Origin of the sequence: Verrucomicrobium sp. GAS474 (assembly GCF_900105685.1) — a bacterium.
Classification (GTDB): domain Bacteria; phylum Verrucomicrobiota; class Verrucomicrobiia; order Methylacidiphilales; family GAS474; genus GAS474.
Genome location: NZ_LT629781.1, coordinates 1,046,701 through 1,065,912 on the forward strand (window position 1 = coordinate 1,046,701; position 19,212 = coordinate 1,065,912).

Annotated in this window: 18 protein-coding genes; 10 read left to right on the forward strand and 8 right to left on the reverse strand. The window is 69.0% G+C overall.

The window, feature by feature from the left end; translation table 11 throughout:
• Window positions 1–10: 10 nt before the first annotated feature.
• Both BLU04_RS04340 and BLU04_RS04345 read left to right on the forward strand, forming a co-directional pair.
• A complete protein-coding gene (locus BLU04_RS04340; protein ID WP_093282683.1) occupies window positions 11–442 on the forward strand; it encodes a biopolymer transporter ExbD in 432 nt (143 codons plus the stop codon).
• Between the two features lie 7 nt (window positions 443–449).
• Window positions 450–1,496: a TonB family protein gene (locus BLU04_RS04345; protein ID WP_093282685.1), complete on the forward strand. Its 1,047-nt coding sequence runs from the start codon at window positions 450–452 to the stop codon at window positions 1,494–1,496.
• A 276-nt stretch (window positions 1,497–1,772) separates the two neighbouring features.
• On the opposite strand, the gene recQ is transcribed toward BLU04_RS04345, so the two are convergent.
• Together recQ and BLU04_RS04355 are read right to left on the reverse strand one after the other, a co-directional pair.
• Window positions 1,773–3,623 (reverse strand): DNA helicase RecQ, encoded by a 1,851-nt coding sequence (recQ, locus tag BLU04_RS04350; RefSeq protein WP_093282688.1) that lies wholly within the window; start codon window positions 3,621–3,623, stop codon window positions 1,773–1,775.
• Window positions 3,624–3,698: 75 nt separating this feature from the next.
• Window positions 3,699–4,691 (reverse strand): biotin--[acetyl-CoA-carboxylase] ligase, encoded by a 993-nt coding sequence (locus BLU04_RS04355; protein ID WP_162274629.1) that lies wholly within the window; start codon window positions 4,689–4,691, stop codon window positions 3,699–3,701.
• Between the two features lie 861 nt (window positions 4,692–5,552).
• Between BLU04_RS04355 and BLU04_RS04360 the strand changes: the two genes are divergently transcribed.
• The 8 genes from BLU04_RS04360 (at window position 5,553) to dnaA (ending at window position 13,249) form a co-directional block, all read left to right on the forward strand.
• On the forward strand, window positions 5,553–6,455 hold the full coding sequence (locus tag BLU04_RS04360; protein ID WP_157895113.1) for an aliphatic sulfonate ABC transporter substrate-binding protein: 903 nt from the start codon (window positions 5,553–5,555) through the stop codon (window positions 6,453–6,455).
• Between the two features lie 43 nt (window positions 6,456–6,498).
• Window positions 6,499–7,704 (forward strand): FMNH2-dependent alkanesulfonate monooxygenase, encoded by a 1,206-nt coding sequence (ssuD, locus tag BLU04_RS04365; RefSeq protein WP_093282694.1) that lies wholly within the window; start codon window positions 6,499–6,501, stop codon window positions 7,702–7,704.
• 18 nt (window positions 7,705–7,722) lie between these two features.
• Complete coding sequence (locus BLU04_RS04370) at window positions 7,723–8,574, forward strand: ABC transporter permease subunit (protein ID WP_093282697.1); 852 nt, start codon at window positions 7,723–7,725, stop codon at window positions 8,572–8,574.
• Complete coding sequence (locus BLU04_RS04375; RefSeq protein WP_093282698.1) at window positions 8,571–9,359, forward strand: ATP-binding cassette domain-containing protein; 789 nt, start codon at window positions 8,571–8,573, stop codon at window positions 9,357–9,359. The genes BLU04_RS04370 and BLU04_RS04375 overlap by 4 nt, the downstream gene beginning before the upstream one ends.
• Window positions 9,360–9,399: 40 nt before the next feature.
• The gene (locus BLU04_RS04380) at window positions 9,400–10,794 is read left to right on the forward strand and encodes a putative sulfate exporter family transporter (protein WP_093282701.1); all 1,395 of its coding nucleotides are present in this window, start codon (window positions 9,400–9,402) and stop codon (window positions 10,792–10,794) included.
• 19 nt (window positions 10,795–10,813) lie between these two features.
• Window positions 10,814–11,062, forward strand: a complete 249-nt coding sequence (locus tag BLU04_RS04385; RefSeq protein WP_093282703.1) for a hypothetical protein — start codon at window positions 10,814–10,816, stop codon at window positions 11,060–11,062.
• A gap of 249 nt (window positions 11,063–11,311) precedes the next feature.
• A complete protein-coding gene (locus BLU04_RS16300; protein WP_157895114.1) occupies window positions 11,312–11,686 on the forward strand; it encodes a hypothetical protein in 375 nt (124 codons plus the stop codon).
• 30 nt (window positions 11,687–11,716) lie between these two features.
• Window positions 11,717–13,249, forward strand: a complete 1,533-nt coding sequence (gene dnaA / locus BLU04_RS04390; protein ID WP_231964897.1) for a chromosomal replication initiator protein DnaA — start codon at window positions 11,717–11,719, stop codon at window positions 13,247–13,249.
• 24 nt (window positions 13,250–13,273) lie between these two features.
• On the opposite strand, the gene aroE is transcribed toward dnaA, so the two are convergent.
• The 6 genes from aroE to BLU04_RS04420 all read right to left on the reverse strand — a co-directional run bounded on the left by aroE (window position 13,274) and on the right by BLU04_RS04420 (window position 19,180).
• Window positions 13,274–14,242, reverse strand: coding sequence for a shikimate dehydrogenase (gene aroE / locus BLU04_RS04395; RefSeq protein WP_093282706.1), 969 nt, complete (start codon window positions 14,240–14,242; stop codon window positions 13,274–13,276).
• 572 nt (window positions 14,243–14,814) lie between these two features.
• Window positions 14,815–15,735 carry an HDOD domain-containing protein gene (locus BLU04_RS04400; RefSeq protein ID WP_157895115.1) on the reverse strand — a complete coding sequence of 307 codons (921 nt, stop codon included), beginning with the start codon at window positions 15,733–15,735 and terminating at the stop codon, window positions 14,815–14,817.
• A 484-nt stretch (window positions 15,736–16,219) separates the two neighbouring features.
• Complete coding sequence (locus tag BLU04_RS04405; RefSeq protein WP_093282711.1) at window positions 16,220–17,077, reverse strand: hypothetical protein; 858 nt, start codon at window positions 17,075–17,077, stop codon at window positions 16,220–16,222.
• 16 nt (window positions 17,078–17,093) lie between these two features.
• On the reverse strand, window positions 17,094–17,981 hold the full coding sequence (locus BLU04_RS04410; protein WP_093282713.1) for an ABC transporter permease subunit: 888 nt from the start codon (window positions 17,979–17,981) through the stop codon (window positions 17,094–17,096).
• Window positions 17,978–18,883 (reverse strand): ABC transporter ATP-binding protein, encoded by a 906-nt coding sequence (locus BLU04_RS04415; RefSeq protein ID WP_093282716.1) that lies wholly within the window; start codon window positions 18,881–18,883, stop codon window positions 17,978–17,980. The genes BLU04_RS04410 and BLU04_RS04415 overlap by 4 nt, the downstream gene beginning before the upstream one ends.
• An 18-nt stretch (window positions 18,884–18,901) precedes the next feature.
• Window positions 18,902–19,180, reverse strand: a complete 279-nt coding sequence (locus BLU04_RS04420; RefSeq protein WP_093282718.1) for an acylphosphatase — start codon at window positions 19,178–19,180, stop codon at window positions 18,902–18,904.
• Window positions 19,181–19,212: the final 32 nt, after the last annotated feature.

The following is a 19,212-nucleotide window of genomic DNA, read 5'->3' on the forward strand; positions in this document are numbered from 1 at the left end:
GCGCATCGCCATGGCCCTCAAACGCTACACGCAAAGCAACTCCCATTCGACGATGGCGGAGCTGAACGTCACGCCGATGCTCGACCTCGCGTTCACCCTCCTCATCATCTTCATCATCACGACGCCCCTCATGGAGGGGAACATCGAGATCAACCTCCCCACCGCGACCCCCACGAAGGCGACCGACGAGAAGCCCGACGTGAAGACCGTCGAGGTCGACAAGAAGGGGGTCATCCACTTCGGCGGGAAGATCGTCACCGTCGACGCCCTCCGCCGCGACCTGGAGAAACTCCACCAGGCCGATCCCAAGGTCGCCGTCATCATCCGGGCCGACCGCGACCTCCGCTACCAGACCCTCGTCGACGTCTTCGATGCCCTCCAGCGGGCGAACATCACCCGCCTCGGGCTGACCCACCTCGACGAGGCCTCCCCCCGCCACTGATCCCGTCGTGAACCAAATCGTTCGCGCCCCCCGCCCCGCCGCTCCCGCGCCGAAGCCGCCCCCGGGCGGCCCGCTCCCCTTCCGCCGCGCCCTCCTCTGGGTCGCCGTCGCCCACGTCGTCGTCCTCCTCGCCTTCCTCCTCCAGCGCGCGGCGACGAAACCGGTCGAGCCCCCGCCCGGGCCGGTCATGGAATTCATCCCCCTTCCCCCCGTCGCGCAGCCGCGCGGCAGCGCCCCCGCCGCGCCTGATCCCGCCCCGGCCTCGGTCCCGCCGCCGACCCCGACCCCGCCTCAACCCCAGCCCGACCCGACGCCCGAGACCCCCGCGCCTCCGGCTCCGACCCCCGATCCGACGCCGACGCCCACCCCCGCCGTCGACGCCCCGAGCGACATCGTGATCCCGAAGACGCCCAAGCCCGAACCGAAAAAGGTCGAGCCCAAGGCTGAAACCAAGCCGAAACCGGAACCGGCCAAGGCCGAAAAGCCGATCCCGCCCGAGAAACCGGAGAAGACGGAAAAAGCGGAGAAGACGCCCAAGCCGGTCAAACCCGCCGAGCACAAGCCGCAGGTCAGCCTCACCCCCGTCACCCGCCCGTCCGCCCCGTCGCAGGCTGCGGCCCAGGCCCCGACCACGGCACCCTCGCGTCCCGCCGCCGCCTCGGGGAACGGCCCGGGGCTGAAGGCATCGGGCGTCTCCGACCAGCTCAGCAAGGCCCTCCAGGGCTCGGGCGCGACGGCCCCCGTCACCGTCGGCCCCGCCGGCGGCGGGGGAGGGGGCGGCAACGGAAGCTGGTACTACGGCCTCATCCGGGACGAGATGTACCGCGCCTGGGACCAGCCCGTCGATCTCTCCGGCAAGGGCTATGCCACCATCATCCGCGTCACCCTCGCCGACGACGGCCGGATCACCGGTTCCTCCATCGAGCGGAGCTCCGGCAACACCGCCTTCGACCAATCAGCCCTCGCCGCCGCCCGCCGCGTCAACCGCCTCTCGAAGCCGAAGCCCGCCGACATCGCCGACAGCGTGACCATCGCATTCAGGTTGCTGGATTAGGAGAAGAAGTAGCAAAGCGCTCCTCTCCCGATAGGAGTCTGGGCGTATGGGTACCGTCTACCCCTTCAGTACGTACCCTCGGGCGTACCGGAACCATCCGATTTTAATCCAGTGAGGAGATAAGGCGCAGGGGGAAACGCGTCCGCCTAGTTAAGGCTCTCAGAACAGGAGGTTCCAGGAGGGGCGGAGCCCCTCTTGGGCTATAAAGCGGGTCGCCTCCAGCTGTACAGGGTCGACCGCGCAAGTCCCGAAGGGCCGCCCCGCTCCCCGCCCCCCTCAATCATTCCGATACGTCCGAATCGACTCCAAAAACGCCTCGCCGAATTCCGCCAGCTTCTTCTGCCCCACCCCCCCGATCTGGCCGATCTCCTCGAGGCTGAACGGCAGGTCCCGCGCCATGAGGCGGAGGGTAACGTCGGAGAAGATGACGTAAGCCGGGACGTTCCGCTGGTCGGCCAGTTCCTTGCGGAGGGTACGGAGGCGCTGGAAGAGCTGCTCGTCGCAGGCGATGGCCCCGGCGGCGGAGGCGGCGCGGGGGGCGCGGCCTTCCTTTTCCGCCATGGCGCGGGCCGAGGCGGCGACGGGCTTCACGAGGCGGATCGGGGTCCGGTCCCGGAGGACGGTCCGCCCGGCCTCGGTCAGCTCGACGACCGAGATCTCCCCCTCGGTCTGGCGGGCGAACCCGGCGCGGATGAGCTGGCGGCCGATCTCCTGCCACTCGGCGCGGGGGAGGTCTTTGCCGATGCCGTAGGTGCTGAGCTGGTCGTGGCCCCAGCGGAGGAGCTTCTCGCCCTTGCCGCCGGTGAGGATCTCGGCGAGGTGGGTGAGGCCGACGCCGAAGCCCCCCGACTGCCGGACGCGGAAGACGGTGGAGAGGAATTTCTGCGCGGGGACGGTCGCGTCGTAGCTCTCGCGCGGCTCGTTGCAGTTGTCGCACGCCTGGCATTCGCCTTCCCATTTCTCGGCGAAGTAGCCGAGGAGGGCGCGGCGGCGGCAGCCGTCGTCCTCGGCGTAGTCGATCATCTGGCGGAGCTGGGCGTGGGCGGCCTTCCGCTCGTCGGGATCGGTCTTCTCGTCGATGAAGTTGCGCTGCTTGATCGCGTCGCCCGCGCTGAAAAGGAGGAGGCACTCGGCGGGGAGGCCGTCGCGCCCGGCGCGGCCCGTCTCCTGGTAGTAGCCCTCGACGTTCTTCGGGAGGTCGTAGTGGACGACGAAGCGGACGTTCGGCTTGTTGATCCCCATGCCGAAGGCGATGGTGGCGCAGACGACGCGGACCTCGTCGCGGAGGAAGAGCTCCTGGTTCTTCGCCCGCGTCGCGGGGTTCAGGCCCGCGTGGTAGGGGACGGCGCTGATGCCGTCCTTCTCGAGCTTCCCGGCGACCTCCTCCGTCGCCTTGCGGCTCTGGCAGTAGATGATCCCGGCCTCGCCCCGCCGCCCGGCGAGGAAGCGGAGGAGGGTGGCGTAGGCCCCGGCCTTCGGCGAGACGCGGTAGGTGAGATTGGGCCGGTTGAAGCTGGCGACGAAGTGGCGCGCGCCGTCGAGGCGGAGCTGGCGGGAGATGTCGGCGCGGACCCGCTCGGTCGCCGTGGCGGTGAGGGCGAGGACGGGGACGCCGGGGAAGCGGTCGCGCAGCTCGGCGATGCGGCGGTATTCGGGGCGGAAGTCGTGGCCCCACTCGCTGATGCAGTGGGCCTCGTCGACGGCGAGGAGGGAGACGTTCCACTCGGCGAGGTTTTCCAGCATGCCGGGGAGGACGAGCCGCTCCGGCGCGATGTAGAGGAGCTTCACCTCGCCCTTGTGGAGGGCGCGGAAGCGGGCGCGGGCCTCGTCGCCGTCGAGGGTCGAGTTGAGGTAGGTGGCGGCGACGCCCGAGGCGACGAGGGAATCGACCTGGTCCTTCATCAGCGCGATGAGGGGGGAGATGACGACGGTGAGTCCCGGCAGGAGGAGCGCGGGGAGCTGGAAGCAGAGCGATTTCCCGCCGCCCGTCGGCAGCAGCGCGAAGGCGTCGCGCCCGGCGAGGATCTCCCCGACGATCTCTTCCTGCAGCGGGCGGAACGTGTCGTAGCCGAAGACCTCCTTCAGGATCGTGTGGGGGGTCGGGGCGATGGAGGCGGCGGAAGACATGGGGAACGCTCCACTTTCCCAGAGCGGCCCCCCCGGTACAAGGCGAAAGGGGGGCGAAGGCAGGCTACGGAAGCGCTACACCAGGACGTCGCCCGCCGTGACCGCCTCGACGCGGCCTCCCTCGCGGCGGAGCAGTAACGCCCCGCCCGCGTCGAGGCCGACGGCGTGGCCCTGGATCGTCCCGCCCGGCGTACGGACGGAGACCATCCGGCCGAGCGAGAAGCAGCGGGAGGCCCACGCCTCGCGGACTTCCTCGAAGGGATCGGCGAGCCGCTTCTCCAGCTGGAGGAGGAGGGCGGCGAGGAGGTCGATGCGGCGGGGCGCGCCCTCCCCGGCGATCAGCTTCAGCGAGGTGGCGATCTCGGCGATGTCGTCGGGGAAATCGGAGCGGGTCTGGCGGCAGTTGATCCCGATGCCGACGACGGCGAAGACGATCGCCTCGGCGTCGGCCTGGATCTCGGTGAGGATCCCGCCGAGTTTCTTCCCCTCGTGGAAGAGATCGTTCGGCCACTTGATCTCGATCTTCCCGGCCTCGGCGGGGAGGAGCGAGTCGATCGCCTCGGCGGCGGCCAGCGCGGCGACGATGGTCAGCCGCGCCACGTGGCCGAGGGGCCAGCCCGGGCGGAGGAGGAGGGAGAACCAGAGGCCCTCCCCGCTCTTGGAATGCCACTTCCGTCCCTGCCGTCCGCGCCCCTTCGTCTGCCGTTCGGCCGCGATGACGAGGCCCGCCGCCGCGCCGCCCTGGGCCTCGCGGAGGGCAAGGTCGTTCGTCGACTGGGTCTCGCGGAAGACGACCGCGCGCCAGTCGATCCGGCCTTTCGCCGCGACCGGCAGCCGCGCCGCGAGCTCGTCGGCGACGAGCAGGTCGGGCAGCCCCTCCTCCATCCGGTAGCCCTGGTGCGGCAGCGAGGCGATGGGATAGCCGAGTTCCTGGAGCGAGGCGATGTGCTTCCAGATCGCCGTCCGGCTCACCCCGCACCGCTCGGCCAGCACTTCCCCCGAAAGCGGCGTCGCCCGGTCGGCGAGGAGCGCGCGGAGGATTTCGACGTCGAGGTTCGAGGCAGGCATGTCGAGGGAAGTTGTAGCGGTGGGGAAGAGGGAGAGCGAGAGTGGAATGGAGGGACAGGGCAGCGGATTTCTCTGCCATACGTTTCTCTCCCGATGGGAGTCTGGGCGCATTGGCCCCGTCTCTCCCTATCGCTCGTACCCTCGGGCGTACCGGAACCATCCGATTTTAATCCAGTTCGGAGACGAGGCGCCGCCAAAGCGCGTCCGCCTAGCTAAGGCCCTCCGAAGGGGAGGTTCGAGGAGGGGCGAAGCCCCTCTTGGGCTATAAAGCGGGTTACATCCAGCTGTAACAGGGTTGACCGCGCAAGCCCCGAAGGGCGGTTCCCGTTCCGCGATCCCTTTCCCCGTGCGCCCTATCTCCCAAGCGTTCCGTTTGCCAAGCGCATGGGAGAGGGGCGCTTGGGAGATGAAGCGTATGGGACACGGAGCGCATGGGAGATCCACGCTGGGTAGCACCACGGAGCGGGGCAGCCCTTCGGGACCTGCGCGGTCAACCCGGTACAGCTGGAGGTAACCCGCTTTAACCCCACAGAGGGGCTCCGCCCCTCCGTGACCTCCTGTTCTGAGGGCCTCAACTAGGCGGACGCGTTTCCCCCTGCGCCTTATCTCCTCACTGGATTAAAATCGGATGGTTCCAGTACGCCCGAGGGTACGTACTGAAGGGGGAGACGGTACCCATACGCCCTGACTCCCATCAGGAGAGAAGCGTATGGGAGAGAAGCGCCTGGAAGAATGGCCGCATCGGATCCGCCGGCACCCCCTGCTCAACAAAAACACTTGCACTATAAATCTATATATCCTATAGACATTATCATGATTCGCTTTTTCTTTAAACCATCCTCTTTCCTCGCCCTCGGTCTTTTGGCTCTGACTACGGCTCAGGGGTGGAGTGAGACGGTTCTTCGCGTCGGCTATCAGAAATCGAGCACGCTTTTTGCCCAGAAGGCCGATGGGACGTTCGAGAAGGCGTTGGCGAAGGAGGGGGTGAAGGTCGAGTGGAAGGAGTTCACCTCGGGGCCGCCGCTCCTGGCGGCGCTGGCGGGCGGGTCGCTCGACTTCGGCGAGGTCGGCGACGCTCCCGGCATCTTCGCCCAGGCCGCCGACGCGCCGATCCGCTATGTCGGCTACCTCCACGCCAGCCCCCACAGCGTCGGCATCCTCGTCCCGAAGAACTCGACGATCACCTCGGTCGCGCAGCTGAAGGGGAAGAAGGTCGCCTGGGCGCAGGGCTCCAGCGCCCACTTCTTCCTCGCGAAGGCGCTCCAGAAGGGGGGCCTCGCCCTTGCCGACGTGACGCCGGTCTACCTCCAGCCGCCCGAGGCGCGGGTCGCCTTCGACAGCGGCTCGGTCGACGCGTGGGCGATCTGGGACCCGTTCTTCTCCGCCGCCGAGGTCGGCAGCCACGGGAAGCTGATCGTCGACGGCGAGGGCCTCGTCCCCTTCTACGGCTTCTACTTCGCCTCGACGGCCTTCCTCGACGGCGACGGGAAGAAGCTCCTCCCGGCGATCTTCGCCGAGGCGAACGCCTTCGCCGCCCGCGTCGGGCAGGATCACGAGAAGACGGCGCAGCTCTACGCCCAGCAGCTCGGCCTCCCGATCGAGGTCGCCCGCCTCTTCGAGAAGCGGAAGGAGCGGTACGGCGCCTATCCGATCGACGCCGCGGCCATCGCCTCGCAGCAGGAGGCCGCCGATCTCTTCTTCGCCCAGGGGATCATCAAGAAGCCGGTGAAGATCGGCGACTACGTCTGGGCTCCGGCGAAGTAGCCGCTCTGCCCCGCCTCTTCCGCCTGCACCACCACCCAAGGCCATGTCGACCTCCTCCTCCGCCCTCGATCTCTTCTGGTTCATCCCGACCCACGGCGACGGCCGCTACCTCGGCGGGGGGAGCGGCGCGGGGGGGCGGCGGATCGACCACGCCTACCTCACGCAGGTGGCGCAGGCCGCCGACGCGCTCGGCTTCGGCGGGGTGCTGCTGCCGACGGGGCGCTCCTGCGAGGACGCGTGGGTCGTCGCCTCGTCGCTGATTGCGGCGACGCGGCGGCTCCGCTTCCTCGTCGCGCTCCGGCCCGGCCTTGTCCCGCCCTCGCTCGGCGCGCGGATGGCGGCGACGTTCGATCGCCTCTCGCAGGGCCGCCTCCTGCTGAACATCGTCACCGGCGGCGATCCCGTCGAGATGGCGGGCGACGGCCTCTTCCACGCCCACGACACGCGCTACGAGATCACCGACGAGTTCCTCGACGTCTGGCGCCGGGAAATGGCGGGCGAGACGGTCGACTACGCCGGGAAGCACATCGAGGTCCGGGGCGGGAAGATCGTCTTCCCGCCGAGCCAGAAACCCTATCCGGCGCTTTACTTCGGCGGCTCCTCCCCCACGGCGCTCGAGATCGCAGCGAAGCACGTCGACGTCTACCTCACCTGGGGGGAGCCGCCCGCGCAGGTCGCGGAGAAGATCGCCCTCGCCCGCGCGGCGGCGGCGAAGCAGGGCCGCAAAAGCGACCGGCCTTTGCGCTTCGGCATCCGCCTCCACGTCATCGTCCGCGAGACCGAGGCGGAGGCGTGGGCCGCCGCCGACGCGCTCCTCTCCCGCCTCGACGAGGCGACCCTCGCGAAGGCGCGGGAGACCCTTTCCCGCCTCGATTCGGCGGGGCAGAAGCGGCAGCTCGAGCTGAGCGGCGGAAACGGCAAAAACGGGCTCTCGAAGGCCCGCGCCGATCTCGAGATCAGCCCGAACCTCTGGGCCGGCGTCGGCCTCGTCCGCGCCGGGGCCGGGACCGCCCTCGTCGGGAGCGCGCGCCAGGTCGCCGACCGGATCGAGGAATACCGCGCCCTCGGCATCGACACCTTCATCCTCTCCGGCTACCCCCACCTCGACGAGGCCTACCGCGTCGCCGAGCTCCTCTTCCCCCTCCTCCCCGTCCGCCGCCCGGCGATCCCCGATCCCGACGCGCAGGACCCGGGCGCGGGGGAGATCGTCGCCCACGAGTTTCGCCCCGAGGCGGCGGCGGCCCGCTAGTTCATCGCGCCGATGCCCATGCACCAGCCCCTCCACCCCTCGCCCGCCGCCGCTCCCGGACGTCTCCGCCCGGCCTGGCCCGCCTGGCTCCGCTCGCGGGAGGGGCGGCAGTGGTTCGTCCCGGCCCTCCTCCTCGTCGCGTGGGATCTCGGGTTCCGCTTCGGCCTCTTCCACACGAATCTTTTCCCGACCCCCGAGGGCGTCGTCAACGCGGTCGTCCGGCTCTGGCAGAACGGCGAGCTGGTCCGCGACCTCACGATCAGCACGGAGCGGGCCCTCGCGGGCTTCGCCCTCGGCGGCGCGATCGGCTTCGGCCTCGGCCTCCTCAACGGCCTCTTCCGCGTCGGCGAGGAGCTCCTCGACACGACGATCCAGATGGTGCGGAACGTCCCCCACCTCGCCCTCATGCCGCTCGTCATCCTCTGGTTCGGCATCGGCGAGTCGACGAAGGTCTTCCTCGTCGCCCTCGGCGTCTTCTTCCCGATCTACCTGAACACCTTCCACGGCATCCGCTCGATCGATCCCGACCTCGTCCAGATGGGCCGCATCTACGGCCTCACCCGGTGGCAGCTCTTCCGCCACATCATCTTCCCCGGGGCGCTCCCCTCGATCCTCAACGGCATCCGCTTCTCCCTCGGCCTGATGTGGCTCACCCTCATCGTCGCGGAGACCGTCGCGTCGAGCTCCGGCATCGGCTACATGTCGATGAACGCGCGGGAATTCCTCCAGACCGACGTCATCCTCCTCGGCATCCTCCTCTACGCCCTCCTCGGCAAGATCGCCGACAGCCTCGTCCGCCTCCTGGAGCGGCGGCTCCTTCGCTGGCACCCGACCCAGGCCAAGCTTTCGGCCCAACCCAAGACCGCATGAGCGCCCCTTCCCCTTCTTCCCCCAACGGCCTCCGCCTCGAGGTCTCCCACGTCACGAAGCGGTTCGGCGCGAACACCGTCCTCCACGACCTCTCGTTCACCGCGGAGCCGGGGGAATTCCTCGCCATCGTCGGGAAGAGCGGCTCGGGGAAGAGCACCCTCCTCCGCCTCCTCTCCGGCCTCGACACGCCCGACGCGGGGACCCTCCTCGCCGACGGCAGGCCCATCGGCCTCAACGGGCCGTCGAACCGGGACACGCTGGTCCTCTTCCAGGACTCGCGCCTCCTCCCGTGGAAGCGGGTCGTCGACAACGTCGGCCTCGGCCTCGACGGGACGAAGGGATGGAAGGAGACCGCCGAGGCGATGCTCCGCCACGTCGGCCTCGACGCCAAGAGCGGGGAATGGCCCGCCCTCCTCTCCGGCGGTCAGCGCCAGCGGGTCGCCCTGGCCCGCGCCCTGATCCGCCAGCCCCGCCTCATGCTCTTCGACGAGCCCCTCGGCGCGCTCGACGCCCTCACGCGGCTCGACATGCAGGGCCTCATCGAGGGCCTCTGGGCGGAGCAGCGCTTCACCTCGGTCTTCATCACCCACGACGTCGAGGAGGCCGTCGCCCTCGCCGACCGGGTCCTCCTCCTCGAGGTGGGCCGGATCGTCCTCGACCGGAAGGTCGCCCTCTCCCGTCCGCGCCTCCGGACGAATCCGGTCTTCTCCGAGCTGAAGGCCGAGATCCTCGACGCCGTCATGCATCGCGAGGAGGCGAAGGCAGGCTTTGCGTTCAGCGTCTAAGCACGCTAAGATCCCGTTCCCTTTTTCAAACGAACCCACTATGAGCACCGCACCCGAATCACGCCCCGCGGAGGGCGGCTGGAAAGAACTTTGGCAGAAGGAAGACTGGTGGGCCGTCTGGATCGGCCTCGCCTTCGTCGTCGCCGCCTATCTCCTCTTCAACGCCGGATCGACGGCGCTCGGCTGGATCGCCGTCGCCCCCGCGAAGTGGTCGACCCTCGCCCAGCTCGACGCGCAGATCGCCGCGAACGCCGCCCGCTACGTCGCCGAGTTCGCCCTCTTCGCCGCCCTCTTCGGCCTCGCCGCGAAGGCCCTCGGCTACTCCCTGCGCCAGTTCCTTCCCTCGTTCCTCCTCGTCTACCTCCTCTCGCTCCTCGTCTTCGCGATCGGCGCGTGGGACCAGGCGAGCAAGTACAGCATCGAGCCGCCGCTCCTCGCCCTCCTCCTCGGCCTCTTCCTCTCGAACGCCTTCACCCTCCCGAAGGCGCTCCACGCCGGGTTCCGGGTCGAGTTCTACGTGAAGACCGGCATCGTCCTCCTCGGCGCGGGCCTTCCCTTCACCCTCATCCTCTGGGCGGGGCCGACGGCCCTCCTCCAGGCCTCGATCGTCTCCCTCGCCACCTTCTTCACCATCTACCTCGTCGGGAAGAAGCTCGGCCTCGACCGCCGCCTCGCCGCCATCCTCGGCGCGGGCGGCGCGGTCTGCGGCGTCTCCGCCGCCATCGCCGTCTCCGGCGCGGTCCGGGCGAGGAAGGAACAGCCCCCGATCGCCATCACCCTCGTCGTCCTCTGGGCCATCGTCCTCATCTTCGTCCTGCCCTTCGCCGCGAAGGCGCTCCACCTCCCCACCGGGACGGCGGGCGCGTGGATCGGCACCTCGGAATTCGCCGACGCGGCCGGCTTCGCCGCCGTTCAGGCCTACGGCGGCATGGTCGAGCACGCCGGGCCCGGGAGCGGCATCACCGGCACCGCCGACCAGGCCGTCTGGTCCTACACCCTCATCAAGGTCATCGGCCGCGACCTCTGGATTGGCATCTGGGCCCTCGTCCTCTCGACCGTCTCGATCTACTGGTGGGAGCGGGACGACTCGGGCCGCCGTCCCGAGGTCGGGCAGATCTGGTGGCGCTTCCCGAAGTTCGTCATCGGCTTCCTCATCGCCTCGGCGCTGATCACCCTCGCCGCGCAGGGCCACTCCCTCGGCGAGTTCAACAAGGCCGTGAAGCCCGCCCTCGTCGCCCCGCTGATCGGCCTCCGCACGTGGGCCTTCACCTTCTGCTTCCTCAGCATCGGCCTCACCACCCGCTTCCGCGACCTCGCCCCGGCCGGCGGACGGCCCTTCTGGGCCTTCACGGCGGGCGTCGTCGTGAACCTCGTCCTCGGGTACCTCCTCTCGGTCGTCGTCTTCGGGAATTACTGGGCGACGCTGAATCACTAAGCGCCGCCGGGAAAACGCCATGGCCGTCCCGCCGCTCCCCGTCCGCTGCGGGAACTGCGTCCACTTCGCGAACGCCCCCGCCGCGATGGAGGAGGCGATGCCGGGCCTCGCCACGATGAGCTCCGGCTTCGGCTCGGTCCGTGCGCAGGACGGCCTCTGCGCGCTGCACGGGTACTACCTCGCGGCCTGGGACCGGTGCGGGAAGTTCGCGGAACGGAGCGCGGCACCGGGGCGGCCGGCCGCCCCGGCGACCCCCACCACCCCATAAGTACAACTACTCACCCCGGACTTTTTACGTACGACATAAATGTGCCCCTTTTTGCGCCTGATGCCGTACCCTTGTGGAATGGGGCTGTACCCGTAATCCTCTGCTTTGTACCCGCCCGGTAACCCGCGTACCCATGCCCCCGCGCGTCTCTCTTTGGGTCAAGCGGTTTTCGTGAAAAAAAGATGTGTCAAATCGGGGGTTTTGTCTTGCGGGTACCCGTGCGGATTTTTAGGTTCACCATCCGCCTCCATGTTCCTCTCCTCCTCATTTTCCGCTCCCTCCCCGGCTTCCGGGCTCCTTTCGGAAGACCTGGAATTTCCCGCCCCGCCCCGGTTTCTCTCGTCCCGCCCCCGCCGCTTCGGACGGCTGGCCCGCCCCGCCTCGCGCGAAGCCCTTTCCGCGACGGACGGGATGGTTTTCACGCATTCCGATATCAAAACCGGCGTTGTGAATAACTACGAGGTTATTCTCCCCGCGCCCGTCACGGCGGCGTCATCTTTCCGTCACGATTCGATTCCTTCCGTTTCCGCCAGCATGGAAATCGGCGTAAATTCCTCCCAAACTGCAACTTGCGACACGCTCCTTTTTGGACCCGCCACGAAGGGTGGCGCGGTTTTGGGCTAAAAAGAGCGGCTCCCGCCTCCAGAACAAGTTGTGAACAAGTCTCTCCCTGCCATCCCTCTCAACGAGTTATGGAGCCGCGTCTGCGACGAGCTCCAGAAGATCGTTTCGCCCGATGCGGTGGCGCGGTGGTTCCTCCCCCTCCAGGTCGAGGGGCTCACCGAGGGATCGGGCAAGAAGGCCCCCGTCCTGACCCTCGTCGCGACGAATACGATCTACGCGTTCTGGATCGAGGAAAACTACCTTCCCCAGCTCCGCGGCGTCCTGGCCCAGCTCCTCGGCCGGAAAACGGTCCAGGTGGCGTTTAAAACGCAGCCCGTGGCCGCCCTGCCTCCCCAGGCCGGTGCCCATGCCCCCGGCGCGGCGCTCCCCCTCGCCGCCGCTCCCACCGAGGCTTCCCCCGTCCAGGGCGATTTCTTCCCGGCCCCGGCCCAGCCGACCCCCTCGCCTTCGTCCCTGGCCGCCGTCGGCCCCTCCTTCGACGCTCCGGCCCTCACCCTGACGGCCCCGGAACGCTCCTCCGTCGAGGCGACGGGGCTCAATCCCCGGAACACGTTCGACGCCTTCGTCGTCGGCCCCGACAACCAGTTCGCGGCGGTCCACGCCCGCGCCGTCGCCGACGCCCCGGCCCGGAGCTTCAACCCCCTTTTCATCCACGGTCGGGTCGGCCTCGGCAAGACCCACCTGATGCAGGCCATCGGGAACCACCTGATGAAGAAGAAGGGGCCGACCCACTACAAGGTGAAGTACGTCACCTCGGAGCAGTTCACCAACGACTTCATCTCGGCCATCCAGCAGGGCGACCTCTCCCGCTTCCGCAAGCGTTACCGCCAGGTCGACGTCCTCCTGATCGACGACATCCAGTTCCTCGCCGGGAAAGACCGCTCCCAGGAGGAATTCTTCCACACCTTCAACGCCCTCTTCGACGGGAGCAAGCAGATCGTCCTCACCAGCGACGCGCCCCCCTCCGAGATCGCGAACCTCGAGAAGCGGCTCAGCTCCCGCTTCGAGTCGGGCCTCACGCTGGAGATCCAGACCCCCGGCATCGAGACCCGCCTGGCGATCCTCCGGACGAAGGTCGAGGCGATGCGCGTCGCCCTGCCCGACGAGGTCCTCGTCTACATCGCCGAACGGATCAAGACCAACGTCCGCCGCCTCGAGGGGGCGCTGACCCGCGTCGCCGCCTACGCCTCGCTCCACTCCCAGAGCGGCCTCGCCATCGCCCTCCCCCAGGTCGAGGCCCTGCTGAAGGACCTCCTCCAGCACGAGTCGCCCGCCACCGTCTCGATCGACGTGATCCAGCGGAAGGTCGCCGAGACCTTCGACATCCGCCTCGCCGACATGACGAGCAAGCGCCGCCCGGCCAGCATCGCCAATCCCCGGATGATCGCCATGTATCTCTCGCGCCGCCTCACCTCGAACTCGCTCGCCGAGATCGGGGAAGCCTTCGGCGGGCGCGACCACGGCACGGTGCTCCACGCCCAGAAGACCGTCGAGGCCCGGATGAAGGCCGACACGAAGCTCGGCCAGCAGGTCGAGCAGCTGCTGAACAAGCTCGTCGGCTAGCGGCCAGCGGCCAATGGCCAGTGCCTACTGGCTGACCGAGGCCTGCCGGGACGGCAGCGCCTGTCCCGTCGCCGCCTCCAGCGCCCGCCGCATCGCGGGGAGCGCCTTCACGTGGTCGGCGGGGGCGAGCTTCGGATGCCAGATCTCGAACGCGAAGACCCCCTGCCAGAGGAGCATCCCCAGCCCGTTCGCCGTCCGCGCCCCCGCCGCCTTCGCGGCGCGGAGGAAGGCGGTCTCGGCCGGGTTGTAGATCAGGTCGTAGGCGTACTTCCCGGTCAGGTCGGCGGGAAGGGTGACCGGGGCGGCATCGTCGGCCTTCAGGCCGAGGGAGGTCGTGTTGACGATCAGGTCGGCCCCGGCGAGGGCGAGGGCGATCTCCTCCGGGCTCTCGGCGACGGCGCACGCCGCGGCCCCGTGGCCGGGCGCGCCGCAATGGCCGAGGGCGGCGATCTTCGCCGCGATCTCGCGGGCCCGCGCCGCCGTCCGGTTCACGATCGTGAGGGAGACCCGCTGGGTCGCGGCGAGGAAGAGGGCGAGCGTCTGGGCCGAGCCCCCCGCGCCGACCAGGACGATCCGCTGGCCGCCCAGGCGGAGGCCGAAGGTCTCCTCCATCGCGGCGCACCAGCCGAGGCCGTCGGTGCTCTCGCCGACGAGGAGCTCCCCGTGGACGTCGACGGTGTTCACCGCCCCGGCCTGCTCGGCGAACGGCATCGTCTGGTCGACGAGGCCGAAGAGCGCCGTCTTGTGCGGCACCGTCACATTCCATCCGGCGTAGCCGTAGTCCCGCATCTTCGCGACCCCTGCCTCCAGTTCGTCGGGGGCGAGGCGGATCCGGAGATAGCGCGAGGCGAGGCCGAGGGCGGCGAACGCCGCATTGTGCATCTGGGGCGAGAGCGAGTGGGCGACCGGATCGCCGATCACGGCATAGAGCTTCTCCCCCGTCTCCGGGCGCGGCAGAGTGGCGAGGGTGAAAACGGGAGAATCGGCAGCCATCGGTTAGGAATAGGCGGGAGGGGGAGAGAAGGCAAGGGGGCGGTGGGGGAGCGCGAAGGGGAGCGGTGGATGCTCCTTCGGGACCGGGCAGATAACCCTGTACAGCTGGAGGCCACCTGCACGTGTTTTAAGACGCAAGAGGGGCTTCGCCCCTCCTGGACCTCCCCGTCTGATAGGCCTGAACTGTTCTAGCCGTACCGCATTAGGCCGTCCGCTTCGGGTAGAAAGGGTCCGCTAGTGCCCCTGTCCGCTTGGGAGGAATCACGCGTCCGAGTGCGGGCAAAACCGAAGCGGCCATTCTTTCAAGCGTCCCTCTCCCATACGCTTTTCTCCCGATAGGAGTTTGGGCGTATTGGCTCCGTCTCCCCTTATAGCTCGTACCCTCGGGCGCTCCAGGAAGCAGCCGATTTTAAAACAGTTCGGAGACGGGGCGCCGCCAAAGCGCGTCCGCCTAGCTAAGGCTCTCCGAAGGGGAGGTTCGAGGAGGGGCAGAGCCCCTCTTGGGCTATAAAGCGGATCGCCTCCAGCTGTACAGGGTCGCCCCCGCCAGCCCCAACGGGCCGCCCCACCCATCACCCCTCAAAAAACATCGCATGCACCTCCTCCGCAATCGGCAGCTCCGACGTCGCAATGCGGACGAAATCGGGAGCGGGGCCGAAGTGGGCGAGCCACTTCGCCTCGGCGCTCCCGGCGATCTGCTCGAACGTCACCGGCGTCCGCTTGATCCGGTTGATCTGGCAGGCGTCGGCGATCCGAGCGCTGAGGTGGAGGAGGACCGAGAGGAAGAGGGCGCTCTCGTGGAGGCGGCCGACGTGGGTCGGATCGAGGAGCTGCGGCTGCGGGTGATGGAGCACCGCGTCGATCACCCGCAGCGGGAGATGGGAGCGGAGGCAGAGGGCGGCGGAGAGATGGGCGTGGTTCACCGAGAAATGGCGGACCTCGGCGTCGAGGCGGGAGCCGGGCGCGGTGAGGATCGCCGCGAACTCGTCGGGGAAGTGGGTCGCCAGGAAGAGCCAGCTCGAATCGTGGAGGAGCCCGGCGAGGTACTCGCTCCCGTCGGTCTTGAAGTAGTGGGCCGCGAGGTGGTCGACGACGCGGGCGATGAAGAGATTCCGCAGCCAGAACTGGGACCACGCGGGGGGGAGCTGGAACGCGGCGAACTTGTCGAGCACCCCCGCGCCGATCGCCACCTGCCGGACGCGGAGGAGGCCGAGGAAGAGGACCGCCTCGTGGATCGTCGCCGCCCGGCCGCCGATGGCCGCCGAATTCGCGAGCCGGAAGATCCAATTCGTCAGCGCCGGATCGATCGAGATGATCTTCGCGCATTCTTCGACCGACGATTCGTCACCCTGATGGAGCGCCTTCCAGAGGAGCCCCAGCGGCGACCCCGCGGCGGGGAGGACTTCGCCGTCCCGCTCGAGCAGGGCGACGAGCTTCCGCAGCGCGAGATCGGCGGGCGCCTCCCCCTGCGGCGTCGGGAGGAACGCGGCCAACGAAGGGAGGGGAAGGGAGGTGCCCGGAACCGGTTTTTGAAACATAGTCTACGGCAATAGAGGGAGCCAAACGGGCGACCCAGAAGACGCCCTGCCAAAATTTACCAAAGTCGACCCGCCTGACAATCCTAATCCGCCTTAGATTGAATTATGGCGATAGTAACTTTTCGCCATAATCGCCCCCTTCTCCAAGCGCTCCTCTCCCATAGAGCCGTCTCCCAATAGGAGTCTAGGCGTATTGGCCCCGTCTCCCCCTATCGCTCGTACCTTCGGGCGCTCCGGGAAGCAGCCGATTTTAAAACAGTTCGGAGACGAGGCGCAGGGGGAAACGCGTCCGCCTAGTTCAGGCCCTCCGAAGGGGAGGTTCGAGGAGGGGCAAAGCCCCTCTTGGGCTATAAAGCGGATCGCCTCCAGCTGTACAAGGTCGACCGCGCAAGTCCCGAAGGGCCGCCCCGCCCCCACAGCCCCAAAGCGCCCCGCCCCCCTACCCCCAAGAAAGCTCACCCCGCCCCCCCGCCTTCGGAAAAACCCGTTCCTCCTCCGGCACGTTCAGCCGTTCTTCGAGAGAATGGATCCGCTGCGCGATCTTGTCCCAGAACCGTTTCGGATCGGTGTGATCGGTCGTCGAGAGCCAGAGCGTTTTCCACCAGGCGTAGGCCTCGGGCCAGCAGGCTCCCTTTTCGAGCTCGAACCCGACGAACCGCTCCAGGTAGCGCGGGGAGCCGGGCCGCTTCCAAGCCTCGCGCCACGCGGCGGCGGCCCCGGCGTAATCGTGGAGGCGCTGGTCGCGGAGCTGGCCGAGCTGGAGCCAGAGCTCGTACCGCTCCGGGTTCGCCTCGATCCCCCTGAGGAGGAGGGCCTCGCCTCGCCTCGCCCAGAAACGGGCGTCGAGGCGGCGGCGGGCGGCGCTCGGCTCCTTCAGGTTTTCGAGCGTCCGCTGGCTCGCGTTCCAGCCGAGGTACCAGGAGCCGTCGTTCCAGAAGGAGACGGAACGGGGCTGGAGGGTGGTGACGAGGTCGATGTCGGAGGCGACGCGGTACCATTCCTGCTCCGTCCAGGCGTCGGGGATGCCGATCCAGATGCCGTTGGCAACGACGGCGCGGAGGCCGCCGAGGAGGCCGATCAACGCGCCCTGGCTGAGGCCGTTCCATCCCGCGCCGTGCGCGAAAGCCGAGGCCGAGGCGGAGTCGGAGGGAGAGAACGCGCCGAAGCGGAGGACGGTCCCCTCGCGCGCGAGGCGGGTTTCCCACGCGCCCTTCACGAGGCCCCAGGCGAGCAGCCCCGCGAGGGCGAGGGCGATCGCGGCGGCGGGACGGCGGAGAAGGGCGGAGGGGCCGCTCATGAAATTCCAAAAGGGATCAGAGCTCCCGCGCCTCGAAGAGGAGCCGGGCCGCGCCGAGGAGGATGAGGAGATAGACGGCGGTGTAGCCGAGGAGGGAGAGGACGTGGCCCCACGGGACGGCGGTCCCGGCGAGGACGTCGTCGAGGATGCCGTAGGAGCCGAAGTCGGGGACGGCGACCGAGACCGCGCCGAGGAAGGCCTTCTGGAGCCAGGTGCCGCCGCCCGCCGTCCACGCCTCGCGGGCGATCCCCTCCAGGTGGCCGACGAGGTAGACGAGGAGGGTCGTCGAGACGGTGAAGATCGTCGAGGTCGAGACGGTGGCGAAGAGGAGGGCGAAGCCGGTGACGAAGAGGGTCTTCGCCGCCGTGAGGAGGAGGGCCTTGCCGAGCTGGGGATCGAGGCACTGCTTCTCGATCGCGGCGATCCGCTGGGCCGTCGCCTCGTCGAGGGGATGGCCCGGGGCGACGGAGGCCCGCTCCGCCGCGACGAGGGAGCGTTCCTTCCCGATCAGGACGCCCGCGAAGACCGTCGTCATCAGGGCGAAGGCGGCGGCGAGGACGAGGGCGATCCCGGCGAACTTCCCCAGCAGGAAGGTCCCGCGCCCGACGGGGCGGATGAGGATCGTCTGGAGCGTGCGGCTCTCGATCTCCCCCTGGACGGTCTGCGCCGTCCCCATCACGGCGATGAGGGTGCCGAAGACGGTCATCGCGCCGAAGGAGAAATCCTTCAGGAACTTCAGCTGCTCGTCGTAGGTGAAGTTGGTGAAGAGATTCGCGCTCCCGATGGCGACGAGGGAGAAGAGGAGGAGGAGGTTGAGGACCTTCTGGCGGAAGGCCTCCAGGCAGGTGTTCCGCGCGATGGCCCAGACGGGACGGAGATGGCGGAGGAAGAAGGAGGCGGTCATGGCGTGGTTCCTTTCTGGCGCGCCTCGGCCTCGACGGCCCGGACGAAGACCTCCTCGAGCGGGAGCCGCGCGGCGCGGAAGGTGGCCTCCCCGGCGTCCCGCTCCCGGAGCAGGGCGGCGACGGCCTCGCGGTCGGCCTCGGCCAGGGACCGCCCGCCGCGGACGGCGATGTCGGTCGCCCCGGGGAGGGAGAGGAGCGCGGCGGGCGTCCCCTCGAGGATCTTCCGTCCCCGGTGGAGGATCGCGACGCGGTCGGCGAGGGCCTCGGCCTCGGTCAGGAGGTGGGTCGAGAAGAGGACCGTCTTCCCCGCCGCCTTCAGCCGGCCGACGAGGGCGCGGATCTCGCGCGCGCCGAGGGGGTCGACCCCCGCCGTCGGCTCGTCGAGGATCACGAGGTCGGGATCGTGGAGGAGGGCCTGGGCGAGGCCGATCCGCTGGAGCATCCCCTTCGAGTAGGAGGAGAGGGGGCGGTCCCGCCCCGCCTCGTCCAGCCCGACGAGGGCGAGCATCTCGGCGATCCGTTTTTCGAGCGCCGCGCCGGAGAGCCCGGCCAGCGCGCCGTGGAAGCGGAGCAGCTCGGCCCCGTTGAGGAAGCGGTAGAAGCGGGGCTCCTCCGGCATGAAGCCGATCCGCCGCCGCGCCGCCTCCGACCCCGCCGGATGGCCGAAGACGAGGGCGCTCCCTCCCGCGGCGGCGTCCGCACTCCCATCGGGCCGGGCGAGGCCGAGGATCAGCTTCAGCGTCGTGCTCTTCCCGGAGCCGTTCGGTCCCAGCAGGCCGAAGACCTCGCCGGGAGCGATGTCGAGGTCGAGGGCGTCGAGGGCGCGGAGCCGCGCCCGCTTCCACGGGAGGCGGTAGGTCTTCGAGAGGCGTCGGAGGGTGAGGGCGGCGGGGGAGCTCATCGCGGGATCAAGGAGGCGCTAGTCGACGATGCGGAACGACTTGAAGGCCGGCGTCCCCGGTTCCTCCCACGCCTCTTCCCGGGCGCGGACGTAGTTCCCGAGCGGGCTCTCGGCGATCCCTTCGAGGAAGGCCTGGAGTTCGGCCTCCTCCCCCTCGGCGACGAGCTCGACCCGGCCGTCGTCGAGGTTGCGGACGGTGCCGGTCACCTCGTATCCGGCGGCGGTCCGGCAGGCGTTGAGGCGGAAGCCGACTCCCTGGACGCGGCCTTCAAAGTGGGCGGTGAGCCGTTTTTTCATCTTTCAAAATGTCCCATGGCGGAAGCCGGGGC

What these genes read in the sequence shown, in the direction of transcription:
- BLU04_RS04405 (WP_093282711.1), bottom strand. Translation starts at nt 17,077, where the DNA reads ATGAGCGGCCCCTCCGCCCTTCTCCGCCGTCCCGCCGCCGCGATCGCC.
- BLU04_RS04410 (WP_093282713.1), bottom strand. Translation starts at nt 17,981, where the DNA reads ATGACCGCCTCCTTCTTCCTCCGCCATCTCCGTCCCGTCTGGGCCATC.
- BLU04_RS04415 (WP_093282716.1), bottom strand. Translation starts at nt 18,883, where the DNA reads ATGAGCTCCCCCGCCGCCCTCACCCTCCGACGCCTCTCGAAGACCTAC.
- BLU04_RS16300 (WP_157895114.1), top strand. Translation starts at nt 11,312, where the DNA reads ATGTTCCTCTCCTCCTCATTTTCCGCTCCCTCCCCGGCTTCCGGGCTC.
- ssuD (WP_093282694.1), top strand. Translation starts at nt 6,499, where the DNA reads ATGTCGACCTCCTCCTCCGCCCTCGATCTCTTCTGGTTCATCCCGACC.
- BLU04_RS04375 (WP_093282698.1), top strand. Translation starts at nt 8,571, where the DNA reads ATGAGCGCCCCTTCCCCTTCTTCCCCCAACGGCCTCCGCCTCGAGGTC.
- BLU04_RS04370 (WP_093282697.1), top strand. Translation starts at nt 7,723, where the DNA reads ATGCACCAGCCCCTCCACCCCTCGCCCGCCGCCGCTCCCGGACGTCTC.
- BLU04_RS04380 (WP_093282701.1), top strand. Translation starts at nt 9,400, where the DNA reads ATGAGCACCGCACCCGAATCACGCCCCGCGGAGGGCGGCTGGAAAGAA.
- BLU04_RS04355 (WP_162274629.1), bottom strand. Translation starts at nt 4,691, where the DNA reads ATGCCTGCCTCGAACCTCGACGTCGAAATCCTCCGCGCGCTCCTCGCC.
- aroE (WP_093282706.1), bottom strand. Translation starts at nt 14,242, where the DNA reads ATGGCTGCCGATTCTCCCGTTTTCACCCTCGCCACTCTGCCGCGCCCG.
- BLU04_RS04385 (WP_093282703.1), top strand. Translation starts at nt 10,814, where the DNA reads ATGGCCGTCCCGCCGCTCCCCGTCCGCTGCGGGAACTGCGTCCACTTC.
- recQ (WP_093282688.1), bottom strand. Translation starts at nt 3,623, where the DNA reads ATGTCTTCCGCCGCCTCCATCGCCCCGACCCCCCACACGATCCTGAAG.
- BLU04_RS04340 (WP_093282683.1), top strand. Translation starts at nt 11, where the DNA reads ATGGCCCTCAAACGCTACACGCAAAGCAACTCCCATTCGACGATGGCG.
- BLU04_RS04420 (WP_093282718.1), bottom strand. Translation starts at nt 19,180, where the DNA reads ATGAAAAAACGGCTCACCGCCCACTTTGAAGGCCGCGTCCAGGGAGTC.